Below are 22315 nucleotides of genomic sequence, written 5' to 3'. Positions count from 1 at the left end.
CTATCTTCACGGTAGGGTCTATTTTTTTCGTAGTGTTATAAAGTTTTCACCATAATGCTCCCTTAAACGGAGAGCACGTGTCACGGATCATATCCTTTCTTACACAAGTCACGGTACATGGAAAACTCCCTGGCCTCTTGAGCTGCACCATCCGGACCGGAGAAAAGTCTTGCAGCAGAACACCCACTCCTGACACAAAGTCTAAATAACGATGTAGAGAATTCGGCAGGAAGGGTATATTTTTCAATCAGTGTTGCTAGATTGCCTTGCTTATCCATCTCATATGACTCCTTGTCATTTCCCTTGTGTATCGTAGTGGTAAAACAGCCTTGTTGGGGATTGATGTTGACGCTAAGCGAAGTGGGAGTTTCGATAACTCGAAAATTGGTGCTATTTTTAGAAATGGAGTTTATTTCTTTGCCATCTATCGCCCATACGGCGATGGCACCATCCTTATCTTTTGCGGAGAGGCTCTTCATTCCACTAACAGCCGCAAAGTACATAGCGGCATAGGGTGACTTTGTCCAGTCTAACAGTCTTGTAGGTACTCCATGATGCTGGGCCATGACCATAAGGGAGTAAACATCCTCAGTTAGCCAGCTTCTATCTAGCCGAATAAATGATTCATCGGCATCATACTCTAACTCATCCTCAAACCTCATTCCAAATGGAACAGAGGCTCGTTCGTCAGTTAGGTTAAATGCCTTGCGAAGCTCAGCACCATCATTGGGAATAGAGATACCAGACTTGTCACACGCTTTAATAAAGTATCTTAGCAGCCTGAATTCGTATTTCATTATTTTATAGCTTTCATCACTCCCACATATTATGGGGCCAAGCTGAGGGCTTTCACTGTCAGCACCACCTCTTGCCACTCCTGGAGTCAGAGAGTGAGCAGCGTCTCCCTGCCCCCTATATAGATGGTTGACAGTATATCTCCCATCAAAAAAAGGGTTATGCATCTCGCTCACATCACTACATTTATATTCTCTTATTTTATCGCTCACGGTGCTCTCCAAGCTCAACCGGGCTCACCAGTGGAAGCCAATGATACTTTTTCAAAGATTGCACGCAACGGAATGTTAAATCCACCATCGTCAGTCTTCAATATCTGATTAAAGATTACGCGCGATAATACGGACTGTGGAAAGTCGTAATTCCTTCGGAAAGGCGAAACCTCCCAGTCGTTAGCTCTGGCCCGCTCCAAATAGCCGTCAATACTTCTTGGGACAGTATTGGCAGCTTGTTGCTTAGGAGTGCGATTGCGAACTAGGTAGTCACTTGCGTTACGGGCTGCTTGCCAAATCATTCGATAGACTTGAGCAAGAGAATATTCTTCAAGTGCCTTACGAAGCACATGATGGGTCATCTCACCAAAGCGCTGAGGTAATCCACGCTCCATCAAGGCATACTTCAGATATGCAAGAGCCTCGTCTAGCACCTGCTCCCAGGCAAGCTTCTCGATCTCCTCGGAATTCTCTCTAAGGAACTGTTCACTACTGACATGTCTATCCAGAGTTACATAAAGTGCCGCACCATTGATCCCTGACTCACCCTTTTCAGCACTTTCATTATCTAAAAATGTGGTGATCTGCCAAGCAGACGGCTCAAGATAGATCCGAAATTCGCCATCATCGTTAATAAAATAGGCACCCTCAGGAGAATTGGGATCTATTGCAATGAGCCCAGCCTGGAGAAGCTCGCGGACAACCGTGAACGACACCTCCTGCGCAGACGCCAGGAGATCTAGTTTGTTTTGACTTAGAGGATTCACTCGCTCAAGAAACTCGTCCCCAGAGTGCTTAAGAAGTGCGAGGAGAAAAATTTGGTGTCGAACATCAGCTTCCCAGCACATACTCTTAAGCTCAAGTGCGCGGGATTTTGATACTTCCGCCTTGTGGCGCGCAAAGTCACGCGCGACCGCAACTTCCTCAGCAACACACCCGGGGCAGATCCAACCCTCTACACTAGGAACCAATCGATGGTGTGGCACTGTGGCATCCGTGCGCTTGGTCAATAAGAAGTACGTATCGCAATGCGTGCAAGTAATGTCAGTGCGGTGCGCGAAAGCCAGTTCTTGCACAACTTGAGGAATGACATGTGACTTAATGCCGAAATCACGAGCCAACTCAGCAACTTTGAACAAAAATTTCCCTTCATCCGTAAGCATCCAGTATCGCCGGGCTAGTTCGGCCATATTTTCATCATCGGTATTTATTGTGACTTCCACGAGCATAGCGTCCCTCATTCCCTCTGCGTATCACCTCGCTAGAGTACCACCAAGGATTGAGCGAGTGCCAAGCGGCTGCGGCCAGCTTGCACCAGCGGAAGGAGCCTATCCAAGCGGCATTTCTTCCTAGCGGTGAGACTGAGCAGACGGCTGGTTACCTGCCACCCTTCCCGACTGTAATATTCATGGAGATTGGGCGGCTACTGGAATGGCTACAGAATGGGCTACAGCTGGCTACCGATACTATTTAACACATTGAATTTAAACAACTATCCAAAGTGATGAACGATTCCCTTCACCCGCTCCACGGCCCTGCTCCCGCTCTATACCCATCCCCATCGCGCCCTTGTGTTCGTCAAGGCTCAATGCCCTGTGCGCTCACGGCACCGTCACGCCCTGCCTGTCAGCACAACGGCTGCCTCGACGAGGCCCGGACACCTACGGCCGGCTATTGAGTTGCACTATCGGACTGGTGCAAAAAATCAAATCCATACTATCAATGGGTCTGTTATACCTTACTGATGAAACGCAGCGGACGGGAAACCTAAGCCTATCGCCCTACAACCTTGGTCGCACCAATGGTGACAGGTGACCACGGTTGAGGCGTACAGTGGGGGTCGAGAGAGACTCTTTGCGAAGGCGTCTACCCTGCTGAGTTACCAATCAATTCCATCGACGCAGCAACCCTCATCAATGAATGGAGAGTGATATGGGCGGAAATGACAGCAACACCGCAGGCAAGTGTCCGGTCATGCACGGTGGCAACACCAGTGCCACCACCGGCACCACCAATACGGACTGGTGGCCAGAAGCCCTCAACCTGGACATTCTTCATCAGCATGACAGCAAGTCCGACCCGATGGGCGAGGACTTCGACTATCGCGAAGAGGTCAAGAAGCTCGACTACGCCGCCCTCGAAAAGGACATGCACGAGCTGATGACCAATAGTCAGGAGTGGTGGCCAGCCGACTGGGGGCACTACGGCGGCCTGATGATTCGCATGGCGTGGCACGCGGCCGGCACCTATCGTCTCGCCGACGGTCGCGGTGGCGGTGGCACCGGCAACCAGCGTTTCGCCCCGCTCAACTCCTGGCCCGACAACGGCAACCTGGACAAGGCCCGCCGTCTGCTGTGGCCGCTGAAAAAGAAGTACGGCAACAAGATCAGTTGGGCCGACATGTTCATCTTGGCCGGCAACGTGGCCTACGAGAGCATGGGCCTGAAGACCTTTGGTTTCTCCTACGGTCGTGCCGATATCTGGCACCCCGAGAAGGACATCTACTGGGGCGCCGAGAAGGAGTGGCTGGAGCCGTCCGATAGCCGCTACGAAGACGTCGATAACCCTAGCACCATGGAGAACCCGCTGGCGGCGGTGCAGATGGGTCTGATCTACGTCAACCCTGAAGGCGTGAATGGCCAGTCCGACCCCCTCAAGACCGCCGAGCAGGTGCGCGAAACCTTTGCCCGCATGGCGATGAACGACGAAGAGACTGCCGCCCTGACCGCCGGCGGCCACACCGTCGGCAAGACCCACGGTAATGGCGATGCCGAGGCGCTTGGGCCAGAGCCGGAAGGCGCCGACGTGGAGACCCAGGGCTTCGGCTGGATGAACCCGCACATGCAGGGCAAGGCCGCCAACGCGGTGACGTCCGGCCTGGAAGGGGCCTGGACCACCAACCCCACCCAGTTCGACATGGGCTACTTCGACCTGCTGTTCGGCTACGAGTGGGAGCTCAAGAAGAGCCCGGCCGGTGCCAATCAGTGGGAACCCGTCGACATCAAGGAAGAGCACAAGCCGGTGGATGCCAGCGATCCGTCCGTGCGCCGCAATCCGATCATGACCGATGCCGACATGGCCATGAAGATGGATCCGTCGTATCGAGCGATCTGCGAGAAGTTCATGGCGGATCCCGAGTATTTCAAGGATTGCTTCGCGCGCGCCTGGTTCAAGCTGACCCACCGCGACATGGGGCCGAAGTCCCGCTACATCGGCCCGGACGTGCCGGACGAGGACCTGATCTGGCAGGACCCGGTTCCCCAGGGCGAGACCAACTACATCGAAGAGGTGGTCAAGGAGAAGATTGCCGACAGCGGCCTGAGCCTCAACGAGCTGGTCTGCACCGCCTGGGACAGCGCGCGCACCTACCGCAGCTCTGACATGCGCGGCGGCGCCAATGGCGCTCGCATCCGCCTGGCCCCGCAGAAGGATTGGGAAGGCAATGAGCCGGCGCGTCTGGCCAAGGTACTCAAGGTCTACGAGCAGATTTCCGCCGAGACCGGTGCCAGCATCGCCGACGTGATCGTACTGGGCGGTAACCTCGGCGTCGAGCAGGCGGCGAAGGCTGCGGGCTTCGACGTTCACGTGCCGTTCCACAAGGGCCGTGGCGACGCCACCGACGCGATGACCGACGCAGAATCCTTCGAGCCGCTTGAGCCACTGGCCGATGGTTTCCGCAACTGGCAGAAGAAGGAGTACCTGGTCAAGCCGGAAGAGATGCTGCTCGACCGTGCCCAGCTGATGGGCCTGACGGCGCCGGAAATGACCGTGCTGCTGGGCGGCATGCGGGTACTGGGCACCAACCACGGCGGTACCCAGCACGGGGTCTTCACCGACCGTGCGGGCCAGTTGACCAACGACTTCTTCGTCAACCTGACCGATATGGCGAATCGCTGGGAGCCCACCGGCAAGAATGCCTACAACATCGTGGACCGCAAGAGTGGCAACACCAAGTTCACTGCGACCCGCGTTGACCTGGTATTCGGTTCCAACTCCATCCTGCGCGCCTACGCCGAGCTGTATGCACAGGACGACAACCAGGAGAAGTTCGTCAAGGACTTCGTCGCCGCCTGGACCAAGGTGATGAACGCCGATCGCTTCGATCTGGCCTGATCATCTTCGCTGCCAGCCCGAGCGCCCCCACCTGGGGGCGCTCGTGTTTCTGCGCAACCTACAGCCCCGCAGACGAAGCATGTAGAATGGCACCATGCGCTCGGTAGCGTGGGGCCGTTGCCCCAACCTGCCCCATTCGTGCCATCGCCATCTAAGGCAGGCAACAGCATGGAGCCGTCCTGATCATGGCCCTCTACTTGCTCGTTCTCGGTGTCTGCACGCTGGTCTTCGGCAGCATGATCGGCATCCTGCTGCTGTCGCGTACGCCGCGCTACCGCACCGAGCCCCAGCATCTGCTGGATATCTTCGACAAGACCCTGGAAGGCAAGGCCAGTGAAACCGAGTGGAACGTGGTGGTGGGCTACCCGGTGCGCCACGACGACCATCTCGAAAGCGTCCGCCGCCGTGCCCAGCGATTGATGGACGAGCATGGCCGCCCCTGGCAGGCCGCCCGGGGCCAACCACTGCTGTCCAAGGCTGGCTGCGAGGAACTTGCCGCACTGCGTGAGCACCTGGCCTCGCATATCGCGCTGCGCGACAAACAGCACTTCGACGCTTGAGCGCGTGGCAAGGCCTCCCTGGCCAGGTACAATGTGTTACGCCTGATGCGCAGTCCCCCACGCGGAGGTGACGCCATGCCCAGTGTCATTCGCTTGATGCCCCTCGACAACACCATCAAGCATCACGCCCACGACTATCACCAGATGGTGATCGGCCTCTCGGGCCATGCCGAATTCGAGATCGAAGGGATGGGCGGCTCTATCGCCGCCCTCTCGGGCTGCATCGTGCCGGCCAACCATGTCCACTACTACGAGGGCATCGGCCACAATCGGCAGCTGATTCTCGACCTGCCGCTGGACGCCCCGTCACTGAGCGGCCCCCATCGCGAGCTGATGCGACTGTTCGATGCGCCACGCTTTTTCGCCCTCGACGAACCGCTGCGCCAGTACTTGAGGTTTCTCACCCAGGAGCTCACCCAGCCCTACCAGCGCCAGCAGCCCCAGGGCAGCCCACAGGGTGACCTGCTCGCGGCGACACTGCTAGGCTGCCTCCACGCCCGCCTGCACCCCGAGCTACCCAGCCGGCGCCAACCACAGCGCCTCGACGTGCAACTGATCGACCGCTTTATCCAGCACAATCTCAGCGAGCGCATTACCGTCGCCGATCTGGCTGCCGAGGCCTGCCTCAGTGAAGCCCACTTTAGTGCCTGCTTCCGCGAGCAGACCGGCCTCACGCCTTACCAGTACTTGCTTCGCCAGCGGCTTGGGGCCGCTCGACAGCTGCTCACCTCGACCCGGCTGCCGCTATCGCATATCGCCGAGCGCACCGGCTTCGCCAATCAGAGCGCCCTGTCCCACGCTTTCCGCCGCACCTTCGGTCACCCCCCCAGCAAGCTGCGTCAGCGCGGCAGCGCCGACGTGATCCACGGCGACAGCTATACGACTAACGTCTAAACCCCTTCCCGCTGACGCCAAGCTTCCCCGTTTTTGACAAATCCTGCCGGGAAATTGGCAAGACGCTTGACCCTCTCCCACCCTACATTCTGGGCATCACCGATCACGTCGGGGTACATCCCTGGTCGAGACAGGCGGCGTCGTGCGCCTGGTCTTGTCGTTGCCAGGCCCTGCCCGACCGTCAACCGCGGGAGTTCGTCATGCTCAATGCCAACAATATGCTGGATGCCGCTACCTGGCAGCAGGATCTCGAGGCGCTTTTCGCTCGCATCAGCGAGCACTACATCGTCGATGAGGATGCCTTCGTCGACGAGCTGGTCCAGCGTCTCAGCGCCGACAAGGACGACTTCCAGCGGATTGCCGCCAAGACCGCCGAGCTGGTGCGTGAAGTGCGCGAGATGGACACCGCCGTCGACTCCATCGACGAACTGCTCCAGCAGTACAGCCTCGACACCCATGAGGGGCTGATGCTGATGTGCCTGGCCGAGGCGATGCTGCGCATTCCCGACAAGGCCACTGCCGACGCACTGATCGAGGACAAGCTGGGGCCCGCCGACTGGAAGTCGCACCTCGGCCAGAGTGAGTCGTGGTTCGTCAATGCCTCGACCTGGGGCCTGCTGATGACCGGTCGCGTGATCAATCTCGATCACCCCCGCGACGGCAAGCCGGCCAACTTCATCAACAAGCTGGTCAATCGCATGGGCGAACCGGTGATCCGCAGCGCCATGTATCAGGCGATGAAGATCATGGGCAAGCAGTTCGTCCTGGGGCGTGATATCGACGAGGCGCTCAAGCGCTCCAAGCCGCTGTTCGACAAGGGTTACACCTACTCTTACGATATGCTCGGCGAGGCCGCGCGCACGCGTCGCGATGCCGCCAAGTACTTCGACGACTACGCCCGCGCCATCCAACAGGTCGGCAAGACCAGCAAGGCGCTACCGGCCAAGACACCGGCCCCCTCGATCTCGATCAAGCTCTCGGCGCTGCATCCGCGCTATGAATTCGGGCGCCGCGAGCAGGTCCTCGAGGAGCTGGTCGGCAGCGTCCGCGAGCTCGCCGCCATGGCCCGGGAGCGCGACGTGGCGATCACCATCGATGCCGAAGAGGTCGACCGCCTGGAGCTGTCGCTGGAAGTATTCCGCGCCGTGCTCGAGAGCGACACCTGCCGCGGCTGGGGTCACTTCGGCCTGGTGGTTCAGGCCTACTCGAAGCGCGCCCTGCCCACCCTCCACTACCTCAACCGGCTGGCCGACCGGCAGGGCGACGAGATCCCCATTCGGCTGGTCAAGGGTGCCTACTGGGACAGCGAGATCAAGGAGTCCCAGCAGCTCGGCGTCGACGGCTACCCGGTCTACACCCGCAAGGCATCTACCGATGTCGCCTACCTGGTGTGCGCGCAGTTCCTGCTCTCCGACAACACCCGTGGGCGGATCTTCCCGCAGTTCGCCACCCACAATGCCCACACCATCAGTGCGATTCTCGAGCAGGCCAACGACGTCAACCGCGCGTTCGAATTCCAGCGCCTTCACGGCATGGGCGAGGCCCTGTATGACGCCGCTCTGGCGCGTGCCCCCAAAGGCACCTACTGCCGTATCTATGCCCCGGTAGGCGCCCACAAGGACCTCTTGCCCTACCTGGTACGACGGCTGCTGGAGAACGGCGCCAATTCGTCGTTCGTGCACCAGCTGGTCGACCCCAAGGTGCCGGTGGAGTCGCTGTGCGTGCACCCGGCAGAGACCCTCAAGCAGTACTCGCGCTATGCCAACCCCAGGATCGTGCTGCCGCGGGATATCTTCGGCGCCGGTCGCAAGAACTCGCAGGGAGTGAACTTGAACATTCGCAGTCAGTATCAGCCACTCATGGATCAGATGGCCGGCTTCATGGACCGCCAGCACCACGTCAAGCCGCTGCTGGCATTCGACGTCGCCGACGATGCGGCCAACACCCATGCGGTGAATGCCCCCTACGATCGTCGCCAGGCCGTCGGCAGCGTGCAGTGGACCAGCGCCGAGCAGGCCGCCCGCGCGGTGGATGCGGCCTGGACGGCCTTCCCGCGCTGGGACGCCACCCCGGTGGCCGAGCGCGCCGCGATCATTCGCCGCCTCGGCGACCTGATGGAAACCCATATGGCCGAGCTGATGACGCTGTGCTCGCGGGAGGGCGGCAAGCTGCTCACCGACGGCGTCGACGAGATCAAGGAGGCGGTGGATTTCTGCCGCTACTATGCGATGCGCGCCGAGGAACTGTTTGCCGAGCCCACCGCGCTGCCCGGCCCCACCGGCGAATCCAACCACCTCCAGCTGGGCGGCAAGGGCGTGTTCGCCGCCATCAGTCCGTGGAACTTCCCGGTGGCGATCTTCTGCGGCCAGGTGGTGGCCGCCGCGGTGGCCGGCAACACCGTCCTGGCCAAGCCCGCCGAGCAGACCTCGATCGTCGCCCACCGCGTCATCGAACTGCTGTACGAGGCCGGCATGCCCCGCGACGTGGTGCAGCTGCTGCCCGGCGACGGCCCCACTGTGGGCAGCGTGCTCAGCGGCGACCCGCGCATCACCGGGGTGGTATTCACCGGCGGCACCGATACCGCGCAGATCATCAATCGCGCCCTGGCCGCCCGCGAGGGCGCCCCGCTGCCGACCCTGATCGCCGAGACTGGCGGCATGAATGCCATGATCGTCGACTCCACCGCGCTGCCCGAGCAGGTGGTCGCCGATGTGATCCAGTCGGCCTTCCAGAGCGCCGGCCAGCGCTGCTCGGCGCTGCGTGTGCTCTACCTGCAGGACGATGTCGCCGACAGGGTGCTTGAGATCCTCGACGGCGCCATGGACGAGCTGCGCGTCGGCGACCCGCGCGACCTGGGCACCGACGTCGGCCCGGTAATCGACGAGGATGCCCGCAAAGGCCTAAATGCGCATATCGATAAACTCAAGGCCGAGAAGCGCCTGCTCGCCGAGACCCGGCTGGATCCCGCGCACACCACCGAGGGCACCTTCGTGGCGCCAATGGCCTTCCAGATCGACGGCATCGAGGCGCTGGAGCGCGAGCAGTTCGGGCCGATCCTGCACGTGGTGCGCTACAAGGCCAGCGAGTTGGACGGCGTGATCGAGTCGATCAACGGCCGCGGCTACGGCCTGACCTTTGGCGTGCATAGCCGCAACGAATCCTTCGCCAACGCCATCGCGGAGAAAATTCGGGTTGGCAATGTGTACATCAACCGCAATATCATCGGCGCCGTCGTCGGTGTGCAACCCTTTGGCGGCCAGGGCCTCTCCGGCACCGGTCCCAAGGCGGGCGGCCCGCACTACCTGCTGCGTTTCGCCACCGAGAAGACCGTCACGGTGAATACCGCCGCCCTGGGCGGCAACGCGTCACTGCTGGCACTCGGCGACGAGTAGCAACGCATTGCCCCGGGCTCCGGCTCGGGGCAGCGCCGCACGACGCACATGACATTTCACAATACCAACAGGAGTCACCCATGACCCCCGGCATCTTCTTCGGACTGATCGGTCTCCCCGGCCTGCTGATCGCCGCATCGATCGCCTGCTACGTCATCCAGGGCAAGCGCGACCGACAGCGTAACGCGTGATGCCCGCCCTCTTCCCGAACAACAACCTAGGTAATTCAAGGAAACTGACATGACGGCGGAACCCGTTACTCTCATCGTATTTGGCGCCTATCTGGTTTTCCTGGTCATCATCGGTCTGGCCAGCTCCAAGAAGAGCGCCGGCGGCCTCGAGGACTTCTTCCTCGCCGGACGCAATCTCAACAAGTGGACCGTGGCCTTGAGTGCTGTCAGCTCAGGGCGCAGCGGCTGGCTGATTCTCGGCGTCACCGGCATGGCGTTCATGTCCGGCTTCCAGGCCATCTGGGCCATCGCTGGCTATATCACCGCCGAGATCGTGATGTTCTTCTTCGTCGCCCGGCGCTTCCGTGAATACAGCCAAGCCACCGGCAGCCTGACCATCCCCGACCTGCTCGAGTCACGCTTCCCCGGCGGCAGCAAGGCGCTGCGCGTGGTCAGCTCCCTGATCGTGGTGTTCTTCATGATCGCCTACGTCGGCAGCCAGGTGGTGGCAGGTGGCACTGCCTTCTCCAGCACCATGGGGCTGTCGCAGAGCGGCGGCATGTGGCTGACGGCTGTCATCCTGCTGTTCTACGTGATGATCGGCGGCTTCCACGCGGTCAGCAAGACCGACGTGCTGCAGGCCGGCTTCATGTTCGCGTCGCTGGTGATTCTGCCGATCATCGCCATCATCAACCTGGGTGGCTTCGGCCCGATCCTCGACGCCATGCAGGCCCAGGGCGCCGGCTTCGTCGACCCCTTCGCCTTCTCCGCCGGGGCGATTCTCGGCCTGCTGGGGATCGGCTTCGGCAGCCCCGGCAACCCGCATATCCTGGTACGCTACATGTCGCTGAAGAACGTCAGCGAGATGCGCCAGGCAGCACTGATCTCGTCGCTGTGGAACGTGATCATGGGCTGGGGTGCGGTGATGATCGGCATCATCGGTCGGGTCTACTTCCCGGAGATCGACATGCTGCCCGACGGCAACCACGAGGCGATCTTCACCAGCCTTGGCCAGGAGCTGCTCAGCCCGCTGCTGATGGGCGTGCTGCTGGTGGCGATACTGGCAGCCATCATGTCGTCTGCCGACAGCCAGCTGCTGGTCGGCGCCAGTGCCCTGGTCCGCGATATCTACGACAAGCTGATCCATCGTGGCGAAGAGATCTCGCAGACTCGCCTGGTCGCCTACAGCCGCCTGGCCACCGCCACGATCATGCTGCTCGCCGTGGTGCTAGCGTTCTCCGCCGAGACCTTCGTGTTCTGGCTGGTACTGTTCGCCTGGGGCGGCCTCGGCGCCTGCTTCGGCCCGGTGCTGCTGATGACCCTGTACTGGAAGAAGCTGACCCGCCAGGGCAGCCTGTGGGGCATGCTGGCCGGCCTGATCGCGGTGCTGATGGGCTCTCAACAGCCGGCCTGGACCTACGCCTTCCTGCCCGACATCAACAACCTGTTCGCCACCATCCTGTTCGGCATCACCAATGCCGCGGTGCCCGGGTTCCTGATCTCGGCGCTGGTCGCCGTGGTGGTCAGCCAGTTGACCTACCGCGACACCGGCGAGCAGACCATCACTGAACGCTGACCCACAAGGGCGCCGCGGCATGCGGCGCCTGGCGGTGACACGCCCCCCTGTCAGAGGAGCACAATAATGACGCACAAGACCATCGCCTTCATCGGCGCCGGCAACATGGCCAGCGCGATCTTCGGCGGCATGATCGAGGGCGGCTATCCCGCCGAGTCGATCATCGCCACCTCTCCCGACGAGACGCTGCTGGCGCCGCTGCACGAGCGCTACGGCATCCGCACCCACACCGACAACGCCAGCGCCGTCAGCGAAGCCGACGTGGTGGTGCTGGCGGTCAAGCCCCAGATCATGCGCCAGGTCTGCGAACCACTGCGCGAGGCGGTGCAAGAGCGCAAGCCGCTGATCGTATCGGTCGCCGCCGGCCTCGAGGCCGATACCCTAGAGGGCTGGCTGGGCGGCGAGCTGGCGGTGATTCGCTGCATGCCCAACACCCCGTCGCTGGTCGGCGCCGGCGCCTCGGGGCTGTATGCCAACCCGCGGGTCGACGCCACGCAGCGCGAGCTGGCCGGGGAACTGCTGAGCGCAGTGGGGCTGGTGGAGTGGGTCGACGAGGAAGCCCTGCTCAATGCCGTCACCGCGGTGTCGGGCAGCGGTCCGGCCTACTTCTTCCTGTTCTTCGAGGCCATGGAAGAGGCCGGCGTCAAGCTCGGTCTGCCCCGCGAAACGGCCCGCCGCCTGGCCCTGCAGACCGGCTTTGGTGCAGCCAGCATGGCCCTCAAGAGCGAGCATGAGCCGGCCCAGCTCAAACGCAACGTGATGTCGCCCCAGGGTGCCACCGAGCGCGCCATCCAGCATTTCGAGGACGCCGAACTGCGCCACACCGTCGAGGGTGCCATGCGGGCCTGTGCCGCTCGCGCCCAGGAGATGGCCAAGGATTTCGGCAAGTAAGCATTCACGGCGCGCTGCGGCGCGCCATTCGCCCAAGAGGACAACCCAGTGGTACAAAACAACATCACCATCGGTCTGACGTTTGGCGTCTATCTGCTGGTCATGCTCGGCATCGGTATCGTCGCCTACCGGCGCACCACCAACCTCTCCGACTATATTCTCGGCGGGCGCTCACTGGGTCCCTGGACCTCGGCGATCTCCGCCGGCGCCTCGGACATGTCCGGCTGGTTGCTGCTGGGCCTGCCCGGCGCGGCCTATGTGAGCGGCATCTCGGCCAGCTGGATCGCCATCGGCCTGCTGATCGGTACCTGGCTCAACTGGCTGATCGTCGCGCGTCGCCTGCGCATCTATAGCTTCCGCGCCAGCGACTCGCTGACGCTGCCGGACTTCTTCGCCAACCGCTTCAACGACAATACCCAGCTACTGCGGGTGATCTCGGCGATCTTCATTCTGGCGTTCTTCCTGTTCTACACCAGCTCCGGGCTGGTCGCCGGCGGCCGCCTGTTCGAGACGGTATTCGGCTTCGACTACACCATCGCGGTGACGGTGGGCACCCTGGCGATCATCTTCTACACCTTCTTCGGCGGCTTCCTGGCGGTGTCGTGGACCGACCTGATTCAGGGTCTGATGATGGCGGCGGCCCTGGCCATCGTGCCGATCATCGCCTTCACCGACCTCGGCGGCGCCAGCGGCGCCGGCGCGGCTCTGGCCGCCGAGAGCGAGCACATGCTGTCCTGGTTCCGCGACGCCTCCACCGGCGAGGCGCTGACCGCCATGGGCATCATCAGCTCGCTGGCCTGGGGCCTGGGCTACTTCGGCCAGCCGCACATCCTGGCGCGCTTCGCGGCGATTCGTAGCGAAGACGACATCCCCGCCGCACGCCGCATCGCCGTCAGCTGGTCGGCGCTGTGCCTGGTGGCCGCGGTGGCCGTGGGGCTGCTCGGGGTGGGTTTCGTCTCCCGCGAGCTCGGCGACGGCGAGACAGTGTTCATGGTCATGGTCAACCTGATCTTCCATCCGGTGATCGCCGGCATCCTGCTCGCCGCCATCCTGGCCGCGGTAATGTCCACCGCCGACTCCCAGCTGCTGGTCTCTTCCTCGGCGCTCACCGACGACTTCTACAAGGCGCTGTTCCGCAAGGATGCCTCGCAGTCGGAGCTGGTATGGGTCGGGCGCTTCGCGGTGATCGGCATCGCGGTGATCGCCTACCTGCTGGCCCTCAACCCCGATGCCACCGTGCTCGACCTGGTCTCCTACGCCTGGGCCGGCTTCGGTGCCGCTTTCGGCCCGGCGCTGATCATGTCGCTGTTCTGGCGGCGCATGAACCAGTGGGGCGCGCTGGCCGGGATCGTCGTCGGCGGCGTCACCGTAGTGGTCTGGGCCGAGCTCTCCGGCGGCCTGTTCGACCTCTACGAAATCGTGCCCGGGGTGTTGTTCGCCTATCTCGCCATCGTCGCCGTCAGCCTGGCGACCGATGAACCGGCAGCCAGCGTGACCGCCGAGTTCGACGCCCTCGAGCGCGGCTAATCGTCACACCCTGAACGCAAGGAGCCGCCGCTAGGCGGCTCCTTGCGCTGTGGCTGATGCCCGCCGAAGCGGCAGCTCAGCCGCCGCCCCACAGCGCCCTTGCCACGACCACCAGCGAGAAGGCGCCCAGCAGCCACCAGCACAGCGGCGGCCCTAGCCAGCGGCGCAGGCGGCCCTGTTCGGGCACCAGCCCCGCCCCCAGGCTGAACCCTGCCCCCAGCGCCCAGGCGCCCAGCACGATCAGCGGTAGTCGCCAGACCATCGCCAGCGCGCTGAGTAGCTCAGGTCGCCACAGTAGCCACAGCGCCAGCAGCGTCGATAGCGCCATCGCCACCAGCGGTGCCTGGGGCAGTCCGGCAAGGCGTGTCGCGAAACTCGGCATGCGATTCTCCCAGCGGTTCATTGCTCTTTCAGTTAAGATGAAAAAAGCCGTCACGGCGAGGTCTCTCGGCGGCTCCTGCCGCGACCTGATGTAGCACAGCATTTATTGTACATAAACATTACGCAGACTGGTTTGTGTAAAGCTTCGATTCCGCTATACTCATCTGAGCAAGGCGTCATACCCAGTTTTTATCGGCCCTATTGCGCTCATTGCTTTTTTCAACCAGACTTAGGAAACAGCGTTTCTTATACTAGGTTGCCTGACACGGTTTGGAACGCCGTTGCCAACTGGCAAGGCATTGATGTGACGAAGCAAGGCTTCAAGGAGAACTCCCATGAAAACGACCAAATTGATCACTGCCGCCGCCATCGCCGGTTGCAGCCTGTTCGCTGCGCAGTCCGCCCTGGCCTACAGCGCCGGTGACTTCTTCGTACGCGGCGGCGTCGCCAAGACCGACACCCGCTCCGACAACGGTGATGCCTTGGGTCAAGACCTGGGCATCAGCAGCGCAGAGCGCGGCTTCTCCTACGGCCTCGGCTACCTGTTTCACGACAACATCGGCGTCGAACTCTCGGGTACCGAACAGTTCGAACACGATCTCAGCCTAGGTGGCGACGGCATTGGCACCGTGGATCGTATGCCGATCAACCTGATGGTCAACTACTACCCGCTGGGCGGCCTCGACTCGCGCGTGCAGCCCTACGTTGGCGCCGGCCTCAACTACACTCGCTTCTCTAGCGAAAATGTAGCGGCAGTGCCTGACTTGAACGTCCGTCGTTCCTACGGTGCAGTTGGCCAGGTAGGCATCGATCTCGCCGTGACCGACAACGTGATGCTCAACGGCTTCGCCAACTATGCCGACGTCGAAGGCGATATCGAATCCGGCGGTGAGCAAATTGGCACCGCCAAGGTCGATCCGCTGACCATCGGCGGTGGCGTGACCTTCCGCTTCTGATCGGCCCTCGCGACTGCGAGCCGCTGAAGCGCGACGCCGGGGCCATGGCCCCGGCGTCTTTGTGTGTGCACGGTGAAAGCGGCATCAGTGGACCGCGCCGCACCCGGCATCAGCCCTGGGTCGAGGCGTGCAGCCCCAGCACCGCCAGGGTCGCGGCATCCAGCCCCTCCACCGCCTCCACCTCGCGCAGGCGGGCGTGGTAGTCGGCGCTCAGGAAGGCCTCTCCGGCGAGCAGGTGAGCCAGGTACTCGCGAGCCGGCTTGAGCGCAGCGCGGACCCGCTCGGGCACGGCGATATACACCCAGGCCTCGACCACGCCCTGGTGGGTGACGATCTCGCGGCACTGGCGCTGGTAGTCGTGGGGTACGCCCTCGAAGGGGTCCATCAGCTCGATCTGCTGTGGCGACATGAGCTCGAACAGCGCGCCCTCGACCCGCGCGCCGGGCTGGCTGGCGACATTGGCATGGGCAATGCCCGGAATCCGCGAGGCCTTGTCAAAGCGCAGCGCGTGATCCGCCAGAGTGCCCGGCAGCGCCCGCCGGGTGCTGCCGATGCGCGCTTCGACCCGTGCCGGGTTCATGTTGCTACCGTAGGCAAAGTAGTAGGCCATGCTCAGTTCTCCGTGACCACGAGGTCGACGCGCTCGATTGCCTTGACCACCAGCAGCAGGTGATGCGCCGGGACCTGGGCCTGGCGCAGGTAGACCTCGGCGGCGGGTGCCACGCTGCAGCTGGCCGGAAGCGGCGCCCGGGCATCGACCAGCGCATCGAGTCTGGCGACGCACACGTAGCGCAGCCACTGCGGCAGTTCCATGCTGTCGACGCAGAACGGCTGCTGGCTGGCCAGCGCCTGGGCCGAGGGCTGCTCGACCCGCCACAGGTCGGCCGCCTTGAGGGTGGCTTCCAGTTCGCGCAGCGCCTGGTCGAGTTGTTGATGCGGATTCATGAGTTCTCCCTTGGACATACCGCCATTATCCCGCGCCGATCCTGGCCTGGCCACCCCGATGCTGTGAGGGAATTCACAGATTCACTGCAAGAGACTGTGGATAACCTTGTGACAACTCTCGCAGCCGCAGGCCTCATCGGCCACGGCGGATATTGGTTATTTTATGACCAACACTGCACGCAGCGCCCTGCCTCTCTCCGCTCAGCGGCTACTGACAAGCGGCCCGGCCTCGCGGTACAGTGCGCGGCTCGACTCAGGAAAAGTGCCATGCAGCCGATTGCCACACTAAGCGACTTCTTCGACCGTAGCGGCGCCGAGGTGCGGCTCTATCACATGGGCCGTCGCGTCGAGCCCTGTGCGCCCGAGACCCTGGCGACGTTCGAAAAGCGTGACCAGCCCTGGCCTGCCCCCTGGCAGGGCGAGGCGCGCCTGGCCTGCGTATTTCGCCTGCATCCCGACCAGGAACCGATGATCTGGTTCCTGGCCCTGCCACTCGATGAGCAGGGCCAGCTCAGCGCGGCCCCCCGCGACGCCTTTATTCAGCGCCTGCTGGAGACCCTGGGCCGCAGCGCCGAACGACTCGAGACGTCGGCCCAGGCGGGCGGCATCGATAACCTGATGAAGGACAATCCGCTGGCCTTCACGCCGACGCTGCCGCTGCAGGCCATGCTCCACGCCCGCGCCAGCGCCGACCTCGAGGCCCCCGCCAGCGCGCACCACGAGTTGGCCGAGGAGTACCTGACTGGCGAGCGCGAGCACGACTGGCAGGCGCTGGGCCTGCAGGGCCTGGCCGACGTGGCGGTACGCCACGATGCGGCCCAGGCCGAGCGCATCGCCACACGCCTCGACGCCCTACCCCGTGAGGTGCTGCACCCGCTATGCTACTGCCTCGAGCACCTGGCACTAACGGCGGTCCTGGCGGCGGCGCTACGCCGGCGCGGCGAGCAAGCCGCCGAGCAGGGCGACCTAGAGACGCTGTGCGCCTGCGTGCGGGCGGTGGGGGCCAGCCACACGGTGGCCGCGGCCTGGTACGGCGAACTGCTCGACGACCCGGCGGCGTGCGGGCCCGACCTGCTGGCGGCGATGGCCGCCCGCGGCTGGGAGCACCTCGAGGACGGCGAGCGCCTGCCGCGCTTTCTGACCCGCCTGGCCGAACATCCCCAGGCCGAATTCAGCGCCCTGGCCCGCGACCTGGCCCTGATCCCCCGGCTGCGACTGCCGGTACTGATGACCCTGCGCCAAGCCGATCCCGGCTCGGCCATCGGCCAGCGCCTGAGCGGCCTGACAGCTCAGCGCTGAGCGAGGAGCCTTGCATGAAATCGTTGCCTTACCACGCCCAGGCAGTCATCGGCCGCCGCGAGATGGTCACCCTGCCCGAGCTGGGTCTGAGCCTGTGTGCCAAGGCCGATACCGGCGCGCGCACCTCGTCGCTGCACGCCGAGGACATCGAGTCCTTCGAGGAGCACGGCCACGTCTGGGTCAGCTTCGTCACTCGCGCCGGGGGGCCGAGCAGCCCGGCTCACCCGTTCAAGATGCACCTGCATGATCGACGCCGGGTGACCAGCTCCAACGGCCATGCCGAATGGCGCTATGTGATCCGCACGCGCCTCGAGCTAGGCACGCTGAGCTTCAACACCGAGCTGACCCTGGCCGACCGCAGCAACCTGCGCCACCCGATGCTGCTCGGCCGGCGCGCCATGCGCCGCTTGCTGATTGCGCCCGGCGAGACCTTCCTGCACGGGGAGCCCTGAGTCAGCCGTGACGACACCTAATGCAGTATGGCTAAGCACAGCCAGTTTTCAGACCGAGTCCAATGGAGTTAGCCATGCATATCGCCCTGTTGTCGCGTAACCGCAACCTGTACTCGACGCGCCGGCTGATCGAAGCCGCCGAGACCCGCGGCCACGGTGTGCGCGTGGTCGACACCCTGCGCTGCTACATGAGCATCGCCTCCCACCACCCCTCGATCCACCTCAAGGGACAGGAACTCGAACCATTCGACGCGGTGATTCCCCGCATCGGCGCCTCGGTGACCTTCTACGGCTGCGCGGTGCTGCGCCAGTTCGAGATGATGGGCACCTACGTGCTCAACGATTCGGTGTCGATCACCCGCTCCCGCGACAAACTGCGCTCGCTGCAACTGCTGTCGCGCAAGGGGCTGGGCCTGCCGATCACCGGCTTCGCCCATTCGCCGGATGACATCCCCGACCTGATCACCATGGTCAAGGGCGCGCCACTGGTGATAAAGCTGCTCGAGGGCACCCAGGGCATCGGCGTGGTGCTGGCCGAGACCAACCAGGCCGCCGAGAGCGTTATCCAGGCCTTCATGGGCATGAAGGCCAATATCATGGTCCAGGAGTACATCAAGGAGGCCAAGGGCGCCGACATCCGCTGCTTCGTGATCGGCGACAAGGTGGTGGCGTCGATGAAGCGCCAGGCCGCCGAGGGCGAGTTCCGCTCCAACCTGCACCGCGGCGGCAGCGCCAGCGTGATCCGTATCACCCCGGAAGAGCGCTCCACGGCGATCCGCGCCGCCAAGGCCATGGGCTTGCGCGTCGCCGGGGTCGACCTGCTGCGTTCGAACCATGGCCCGGTGATCATGGAGGTCAACTCCTCCCCCGGTCTTCAGGGTATCGAGACGGCCACCGGCAAGGACATCGCCGGCCTGATCATCGAACATATCGAGAAGCACGCCGCCCCCTCACTCAAGGCGCCTCCTAAGCCCAAGGGCTGACCACAGGCAAGCTAAGCCCCGAATAACGGATAAAAGTGTGCAAACACGAAAATTATTCGCAGCGGGGCTAGCAAAACACTGTTTCCGCCCGCACAATTTGGGTCACCGGAGGAGGTGACCGCTCATGTTTCTCGACAATCGCCAGGTGGCGATGGATAGCCTGCTGGAAGCGCTGGCCGACAGTCTCGATTATTTTCAGGACAATCTCGAACGCCTGCGACCTTCCCTGCGCGAAACGCTGAAACCTCACTATGACGAGCGCGACGTCGCCATGCATGAGCTACAGGCGCTGGCCAAGAAACATCTGCGCCTGCTACCCCGCGACGCCGACGTCGAGCGCGACGATTACATGTGGCTGTGGAGTCGCCTCAAGAGCTTCGTCGGCAACGACAGCCAGGTGCTGATCGGCGAGCTGCTGGAACAGGAGCGCGTGCTGATGCAGGCGCTGGCCACGGTGCATACCCACCCCCTGCCGGACGCCATCGAGCCGGTCATCGAGCGCTGCTGGAAGAACTGCCGCACCTTGATTCGCGAGCTGTACCGCATCCAGAAACAGCGGCGCTAAGCGACCCCTGGCCCTACGCCCGAGGCGCGATCTCCAGCGGCTCCAGCGGCCCCAGAAAATAGGGCCGCCGCTCCCACACATAGAGATCGCCCAGGGTCGCCACCCGCGCCACCCATTCGCGCAATTGCAATCGCCATACCCCTGCCACCGGCTGCGCCGGGGCCGCACAGCCGGTGGCGTCCAGCCCCAGCGCGTCGGCGATGAACAGCGCGCGTGGCAGATGCCACGACTGGGTGACCAGCAGCACGCGCTCGACGCCGAACACATCACGCGCCCGGGACAGGGTATCGAAGGTACTGAAGCCGGCGTAGTCGAGGGTCATGTCGACGTCACGCACCTGGCGAGCGCGCAGGTCGCGCCACATGGTCACCGGCTCGTTGTAGAAACGCGTGCGATTGTCGCCGGAGAGCAGTAGATGCTGCACGCGGCGCATGCGGATGAGTCGCGAGGCGGCACTCATGCGCGCCTCGAAGTGGGGGTTGCGCGACCCGGCGCGGGTCCAGTGGGAGGTGCCGAAGACGATCGCCACCGGCTGCGCGCTGCACATCGGCAGGTCGTGCTCGATGCGCGAATGGGTCTTGGCCAGCACCCAGGCGTTGGCGCCGACGAACAGCAGCACCAGCACCAGCAGCAACGCCCCCAGCGCCATCAGCACGGCCTTGAACGGCTTCCATAGCGATATCGGCATCGGGCTCCCCGGTTGACCACAGGCATGCCCCGCAAACGCGGCGAGCCGCGGCTGGCGTCGGGGCGCCGGTTCAGAACATGCCCAGCTCCAGCTTGGCCTCGTCGCTCATCATCTCACGGCTCCAGGGTGGATCGAAGACGATCTCGGTATGCACCTGACTGATCTGCGGCGCGCCGAGGATCTTGTTACGCGCGTCAGCGGCGATCACGTCGCCCATGCCGCAGCCCGGCGCGGTCAGCGTCATGCGGATGGTGACGATGCGCTCGCCGCTCAGCAGACGCTCGATACGACAGCCGTAGACCAGCCCCAGCTCGACGATATCCACCGGGATTTCGGGGTCGAAGCAGGTGCGCAGTTGGTCCCATACGAACTGCTCGATCTCCTCGTCACTGGCATTTTCGTGCAAGGTCGGGCGCGGCAGCGCCTCCAGTCCCAGGGCGTCGAGATTGGCCCCCTCGACGAGGTAGAGGCGCCCCTCGAAGGCCACGCTGATGCTGCTGCCCTTGGCCTGCATCACCGAGACGATGCTGTCCTCGGGCAGGGTGATGGTCTTGCCGAAGGGGATCGAAATCACCTCCACGTCACGCTGCAGCGGCAGGCTCTGGCCCTTCTGGAGGCTGGCAATCTGCTCGATATCGCTCATTCGACTCCTTATCTCACCATGCCGATGACCCGCTCCAGGGCGGCAGCGAAGATCTCGACTTCCTCGAGGGTGTTGTAGGCTGCAAACGAGGCACGGCAGGTGGCATCGACACCGAACTGCGCCAGCAGCGGCTGGGCACAGTGGTGCCCGGTGCGAATCGCCACGCCGAGCTGGTCGATCAGCAGGCCGATGTCCTGGGCATGCGCCCCGTCGACCACGAACGACAGCACGCTGGCCTTGTGCGGTGCGGTGCCCAGGAGGCGCAGGCCGTCGATGCGCAGCACGCGCGCCGTGGCGGCCTCGAGCAGCTCGGCTTCCCAGGCGCCGATGGCCTCGACGCCAACCCCTTCGATCCAGCGCAGCGCCTCACCCAGGGCGATGACCTCGGCGATCGCCGGCGTGCCGGCCTCGAACTTGTGGGGAATCGCCGCAAAGGTGGTCGGTGACTCGAACGACACCGTCTGGATCATCTCGCCGCCGCCCTGCCACGGCGGCATCGCCTCGAGCAGCGCCGCCTTGCCGTAGAGCACGCCGACCCCGGTGGGCCCGTAGACCTTGTGCCCGGAGAAGGCGTAGAAGTCGGCGTCGATATCGCGCACGTCCACCGCCTGATGCGGCGCGGCCTGGGCACCGTCGACCAGGATCAGCGCGTCGTGGGCGTGGGCAATCGATGCCATCTCACGCACCGGATTGACGGTGCCGAAGGCGTTGGAGACGTGATTGACCGCGACCAGCCGGGTGCGCTCGCTGAACAGGCCGCGATAGGCGTCGAGATCGAGCACCCCGCGGGCGTCGACCGGAATCACCTTGATCACGATGCCCAACTGGCTGGCCAGCAGCTGCCAGGGCACGATATTGGAGTGATGCTCGAGGCGCGACACCAGCACCTCGTCGCCGGGACGCAGGTTGGCGCGGCCCCAGGCGTTGGCAACCAGGTTGATCGCCTCGGTGGTGCCGCGGGTAAAGATGATCTCGCGACTGTCGCCGGCGTTGAGGAAACCGCGCACCGTCTCACGGGTGCCCTCGAAGGCCGCCGTGGCCTCGTCGGCCAGGGTGTGCAGCCCGCGATGGATATTGGCGTTGTAGCGCCCGAAATAGTCATCGAACGCCGCGATCACCCGCCGCGGGGTCTGGCTGGTGGCGGCGTTGTCCAGATACACCAGCGGCTTGCCGTGCACCTCGCGGGCGAGGATCGGAAACTCCTCGCGCAGCGCGGCGACGTCGAGCGGCGGTGTGGCGAGCCGGGGCTGGGTGGCAAGATCGGTCATGACAT

Annotated in this window: 20 protein-coding genes; 12 read left to right on the top strand and 8 right to left on the bottom strand. The window is 63.4% G+C overall.

The features are described 5' to 3' along the window. Positions 1–80 precede the first annotated feature (80 nt). Positions 81–962, bottom strand: a complete 882-nt coding sequence (locus tag BWR19_06240) for a hypothetical protein (protein APX92574.1) — start codon at positions 960–962, stop codon at positions 81–83. Between the two features lie 59 nt (positions 963–1021). Next, positions 1022–2236 carry a hypothetical protein gene (locus tag BWR19_06235; GenBank protein APX92573.1) on the bottom strand — a complete coding sequence of 405 codons (1215 nt, stop codon included), beginning with the start codon at positions 2234–2236 and terminating at the stop codon, positions 1022–1024. 703 nt (positions 2237–2939) lie between these two features. On the opposite strand from BWR19_06235, the gene BWR19_06230 reads away from it, so the two are divergent. The 7 genes from BWR19_06230 (at position 2940) to BWR19_06200 (ending at position 14130) form a co-directional block, all read left to right on the top strand. Next, positions 2940–5120: a catalase/peroxidase HPI gene (locus BWR19_06230; GenBank protein ID APX92572.1), complete on the top strand. Its 2181-nt coding sequence runs from the start codon at positions 2940–2942 to the stop codon at positions 5118–5120. Positions 5121–5305: 185 nt separating this feature from the next. Then, on the top strand, positions 5306–5680 hold the full coding sequence (locus BWR19_06225) for a hypothetical protein (GenBank protein ID APX92571.1): 375 nt from the start codon (positions 5306–5308) through the stop codon (positions 5678–5680). Positions 5681–5755: 75 nt separating this feature from the next. After that, positions 5756–6574 (top strand): AraC family transcriptional regulator, encoded by an 819-nt coding sequence (locus BWR19_06220; GenBank protein APX92570.1) that lies wholly within the window; start codon positions 5756–5758, stop codon positions 6572–6574. A 200-nt stretch (positions 6575–6774) separates the two neighbouring features. Beyond that, complete coding sequence (locus BWR19_06215) at positions 6775–9966, top strand: bifunctional proline dehydrogenase/L-glutamate gamma-semialdehyde dehydrogenase (protein APX92569.1); 3192 nt, start codon at positions 6775–6777, stop codon at positions 9964–9966. Between the two features lie 240 nt (positions 9967–10206). After that, positions 10207–11712, top strand: coding sequence for a hypothetical protein (locus BWR19_06210; protein APX92568.1), 1506 nt, complete (start codon positions 10207–10209; stop codon positions 11710–11712). Between the two features lie 66 nt (positions 11713–11778). After that, positions 11779–12603, top strand: a complete 825-nt coding sequence (locus BWR19_06205; protein ID APX92567.1) for a pyrroline-5-carboxylate reductase — start codon at positions 11779–11781, stop codon at positions 12601–12603. A gap of 48 nt (positions 12604–12651) precedes the next feature. Beyond that, entirely contained in the window at positions 12652–14130 is a 1479-nt protein-coding gene (locus tag BWR19_06200; protein ID APX92566.1) for a sodium/proline symporter, read from the top strand. A 76-nt stretch (positions 14131–14206) separates the two neighbouring features. Here the strand turns inward: BWR19_06200 and BWR19_06195 are convergent, their stop codons facing one another. Continuing rightward, complete coding sequence (locus BWR19_06195; protein ID APX92565.1) at positions 14207–14533, bottom strand: hypothetical protein; 327 nt, start codon at positions 14531–14533, stop codon at positions 14207–14209. Between the two features lie 313 nt (positions 14534–14846). On the opposite strand from BWR19_06195, the gene BWR19_06190 reads away from it, so the two are divergent. Further along, entirely contained in the window at positions 14847–15467 is a 621-nt protein-coding gene (locus tag BWR19_06190; GenBank protein ID APX92564.1) for a hypothetical protein, read from the top strand. A 109-nt stretch (positions 15468–15576) separates the two neighbouring features. On the opposite strand, the gene BWR19_06185 is transcribed toward BWR19_06190, so the two are convergent. Then, positions 15577–16077 (bottom strand): gamma-glutamylcyclotransferase, encoded by a 501-nt coding sequence (locus BWR19_06185; GenBank protein APX92563.1) that lies wholly within the window; start codon positions 16075–16077, stop codon positions 15577–15579. A gap of 2 nt (positions 16078–16079) precedes the next feature. Then, on the bottom strand, positions 16080–16412 hold the full coding sequence (locus BWR19_06180) for a hypothetical protein (GenBank protein ID APX92562.1): 333 nt from the start codon (positions 16410–16412) through the stop codon (positions 16080–16082). 267 nt (positions 16413–16679) lie between these two features. Here BWR19_06180 and BWR19_06175 point away from each other — a divergent pair, with 267 nt between their 5' ends. The 4 genes from BWR19_06175 to BWR19_06160 all read left to right on the top strand — a co-directional run bounded on the left by BWR19_06175 (position 16680) and on the right by BWR19_06160 (position 19711). Beyond that, positions 16680–17711 (top strand): hypothetical protein, encoded by a 1032-nt coding sequence (locus BWR19_06175; GenBank protein ID APX92561.1) that lies wholly within the window; start codon positions 16680–16682, stop codon positions 17709–17711. A 14-nt stretch (positions 17712–17725) separates the two neighbouring features. Next, entirely contained in the window at positions 17726–18163 is a 438-nt protein-coding gene (locus BWR19_06170; GenBank protein APX92560.1) for an ATP-dependent zinc protease, read from the top strand. 74 nt (positions 18164–18237) lie between these two features. Further along, positions 18238–19146 carry a ribosomal protein S6 modification protein gene (locus BWR19_06165; protein ID APX92559.1) on the top strand — a complete coding sequence of 303 codons (909 nt, stop codon included), beginning with the start codon at positions 18238–18240 and terminating at the stop codon, positions 19144–19146. Positions 19147–19270: 124 nt separating this feature from the next. Next, a complete protein-coding gene (locus BWR19_06160) occupies positions 19271–19711 on the top strand; it encodes a hypothetical protein (GenBank protein ID APX92558.1) in 441 nt (146 codons plus the stop codon). A 13-nt stretch (positions 19712–19724) separates the two neighbouring features. On the opposite strand, the gene BWR19_06155 is transcribed toward BWR19_06160, so the two are convergent. The 3 genes from BWR19_06155 to BWR19_06145 form a co-directional block, all read right to left on the bottom strand. Further along, positions 19725–20399, bottom strand: coding sequence for a sanA-like protein (locus tag BWR19_06155; protein APX92557.1), 675 nt, complete (start codon positions 20397–20399; stop codon positions 19725–19727). A 70-nt stretch (positions 20400–20469) separates the two neighbouring features. Next, the gene (locus BWR19_06150) at positions 20470–21042 is read right to left on the bottom strand and encodes a putative Fe-S cluster assembly protein SufT (GenBank protein APX92556.1); all 573 of its coding nucleotides are present in this window, start codon (positions 21040–21042) and stop codon (positions 20470–20472) included. A gap of 8 nt (positions 21043–21050) precedes the next feature. Beyond that, positions 21051–22310, bottom strand: a complete 1260-nt coding sequence (locus BWR19_06145; GenBank protein ID APX92555.1) for a cysteine sulfinate desulfinase — start codon at positions 22308–22310, stop codon at positions 21051–21053. Positions 22311–22315: the final 5 nt, after the last annotated feature.

Origin of the sequence: Halomonas sp. 1513 (assembly GCA_001971685.1) — a bacterium.
In the GTDB taxonomy this organism is placed as follows: Bacteria; Pseudomonadota; Gammaproteobacteria; order Pseudomonadales; family Halomonadaceae; genus Franzmannia.
This window is presented reverse-complemented; position numbering and strand designations above follow the sequence as displayed.

Excerpts from the sequence above, each read along its gene's own strand:
- BWR19_06240 (APX92574.1), bottom strand. The coding sequence starts at position 962 with ATGCATAACCCTTTTTTTGATGGGAGATATACTGTCAACCATCTATAT.
- BWR19_06235 (APX92573.1), bottom strand. The coding sequence starts at position 2,236 with ATGCTCGTGGAAGTCACAATAAATACCGATGATGAAAATATGGCCGAA.
- BWR19_06230 (APX92572.1), top strand. The coding sequence starts at position 2,940 with ATGGGCGGAAATGACAGCAACACCGCAGGCAAGTGTCCGGTCATGCAC.
- BWR19_06225 (APX92571.1), top strand. The coding sequence starts at position 5,306 with ATGGCCCTCTACTTGCTCGTTCTCGGTGTCTGCACGCTGGTCTTCGGC.
- BWR19_06220 (APX92570.1), top strand. The coding sequence starts at position 5,756 with ATGCCCAGTGTCATTCGCTTGATGCCCCTCGACAACACCATCAAGCAT.
- BWR19_06215 (APX92569.1), top strand. The coding sequence starts at position 6,775 with ATGCTCAATGCCAACAATATGCTGGATGCCGCTACCTGGCAGCAGGAT.
- BWR19_06210 (APX92568.1), top strand. The coding sequence starts at position 10,207 with ATGACGGCGGAACCCGTTACTCTCATCGTATTTGGCGCCTATCTGGTT.
- BWR19_06205 (APX92567.1), top strand. The coding sequence starts at position 11,779 with ATGACGCACAAGACCATCGCCTTCATCGGCGCCGGCAACATGGCCAGC.
- BWR19_06195 (APX92565.1), bottom strand. The coding sequence starts at position 14,533 with ATGAACCGCTGGGAGAATCGCATGCCGAGTTTCGCGACACGCCTTGCC.
- BWR19_06190 (APX92564.1), top strand. The coding sequence starts at position 14,847 with ATGAAAACGACCAAATTGATCACTGCCGCCGCCATCGCCGGTTGCAGC.
- BWR19_06185 (APX92563.1), bottom strand. The coding sequence starts at position 16,077 with ATGGCCTACTACTTTGCCTACGGTAGCAACATGAACCCGGCACGGGTC.
- BWR19_06180 (APX92562.1), bottom strand. The coding sequence starts at position 16,412 with ATGAATCCGCATCAACAACTCGACCAGGCGCTGCGCGAACTGGAAGCC.
- BWR19_06175 (APX92561.1), top strand. The coding sequence starts at position 16,680 with ATGCAGCCGATTGCCACACTAAGCGACTTCTTCGACCGTAGCGGCGCC.
- BWR19_06170 (APX92560.1), top strand. The coding sequence starts at position 17,726 with ATGAAATCGTTGCCTTACCACGCCCAGGCAGTCATCGGCCGCCGCGAG.
- BWR19_06165 (APX92559.1), top strand. The coding sequence starts at position 18,238 with ATGCATATCGCCCTGTTGTCGCGTAACCGCAACCTGTACTCGACGCGC.
- BWR19_06160 (APX92558.1), top strand. The coding sequence starts at position 19,271 with ATGTTTCTCGACAATCGCCAGGTGGCGATGGATAGCCTGCTGGAAGCG.
- BWR19_06155 (APX92557.1), bottom strand. The coding sequence starts at position 20,399 with ATGCCGATATCGCTATGGAAGCCGTTCAAGGCCGTGCTGATGGCGCTG.
- BWR19_06150 (APX92556.1), bottom strand. The coding sequence starts at position 21,042 with ATGAGCGATATCGAGCAGATTGCCAGCCTCCAGAAGGGCCAGAGCCTG.
- BWR19_06145 (APX92555.1), bottom strand. The coding sequence starts at position 22,310 with ATGACCGATCTTGCCACCCAGCCCCGGCTCGCCACACCGCCGCTCGAC.